Annotated in this window: 2 protein-coding genes; both read left to right on the top strand. The window is 34.3% G+C overall.

Annotated elements, in window-relative coordinates:
- On the top strand, positions 1-961 hold a 961-nt coding region (istA, locus tag ASE01S_RS15300), incomplete at its 5' end, for an IS21 family transposase (protein WP_067844418.1).
- Entirely contained in the window at positions 954-1706 is a 753-nt protein-coding gene (gene istB / locus ASE01S_RS15295) for an IS21-like element helper ATPase IstB (RefSeq protein WP_067844415.1), read from the top strand. The genes istA and istB, both read left to right, overlap by 8 nt.
- Positions 1707-1739: the final 33 nt, after the last annotated feature.

The following is a 1739-nucleotide window of genomic DNA, read 5'->3' as shown; positions in this document are numbered from 1 at the left end:
AAGATACATTTCAAGTGTTCCAGAATTTCAAGCCTATTTTTCGCATGGCAAAAGAACAGCTCCTGCACAACCTGTAGTACGCTTTGAGACTGCACCTGGAGAACAAGCTCAATTTGATTGGAAAGAAAACATAAAATATGTGACTAAAGATGGCGAAATACTTTATATTAACGTAGCCGTATTGTTACTTTCCTATTCCAGATTTAGAACGTTTTTCTTGAGTATATCCAAGACACAAAGCTTTCTACTTTCATTCTTAACAGAATCGTTTGAGAAAATGGGAGGCGTTCCAAAAACAATTCTAACGGATAATATGTCTACCATAATGGATCATGCCAGAACAAGGTATTCTAAAGGAATTATTAATGAGCGCTTTGATCATTTTACAAAAGACTTTGGATTTAAACTAATACCGTGTATTGCCGGAAGTCCAAAAACAAAAGGAAAAGTAGAGACAAGTATGAAGTGGTTAGATGAAATACATGCCTATCAAGGGCAGTTTGATTATGTGGAATTACATACATTTATTCAATCTTTATGTGATCGAATCAACCATAGTTATCATCAAGGGACAGGGAAAATTCCAATATTGGCCTTTGAACAAGAAAAAAATCTCTTACAGCCCCTGCCAAGGAAACAAATAAGAGATTCATACAAAGTCCACCATAAATTTGTCAAAGTGAATCCTTCTAGCATGATCACGTATAAAACGAATCAGTATTCTGTACCAACAGAATTCAAAGGAAAAACCGTAGGTTTACAAATTTATGATGATCATATTCATATTTATTATAACACGAGTATGGTCGCTAGACACCCTATTAGCCAAGCTAAATTAAACTATGATCCCTTGCATTATAAGGAGATTCTATCGAAGAATGCACGCCATGATGAAGTGGATATTAACGATTGGGCAAAACGCAATTTAATGGCTATTGGGGAGGTATATAAAAATGAATAGTAGCTATCAACAGCTCGTAAAAAATTTAGACTACCTAAAATTAAAGAAAATGCGTGAGCATTTAGATGAAATAATAGACACAGCCATGTCTAATCAACAATCATTTGTGGAGATATTAGTTAGATGGACAAACCATGAAATCGATATGCGTGAAAAGAACATGATTAAATCCATGGTTAAAGTAGCAGCCTTTCCACATCTAAAGGAGGTGAAAGACTTTGACTTTTCCTTTCAGCCTTCGGTAAATAAGCAACAAATTCTAGATTTTATCTCGCTTCGATTTATCAATGAGAATGAAAATATTGTCTTTTTAGGACCAAGTGGTGTCGGTAAAACACACTTATCAACATCAATTGGAATAGTAGCAGCAAGGAATCGAGTAAGTACTTATTTCATCAAGTGTCACGAACTAATACAACAACTAAAGAAAGCTAAAATAGAGAATCGATTAGAAGCTCGCTTAAAGCATTATAAGAAATATAAACTACTCATTATCGATGAGATTGGGTATCTCCCAATTGATCCAGAGGACGCAAAGCTTTTCTTTCAGTTAATAGATTTGAGATACGAAAAGAGAAGTACCATTTTGACAACTAATGTAAGCTTTAAGAGCTGGGATGAGGTCTTTCAAGATTCAAAACTAGCAAACGCTATACTAGATAGAATATTGCATCACGCAACAGTGGTAAACATTATTGGCAAATCCTATAGAATTAAGAATCACTTTGAACAGGAAGATGAGTAAAAGTGTACATACTTAAATGAGCATTATTGTACA

Source organism: Amphibacillus sediminis NBRC 103570 (genome assembly GCF_001552275.1).
GTDB lineage: Bacteria > Bacillota > Bacilli > Bacillales > Amphibacillaceae > Amphibacillus_B > Amphibacillus_B sediminis.
The sequence above is the reverse complement of the archived record's forward strand: the minus strand, read 5'-3'. Positions and strand labels throughout refer to the sequence as shown.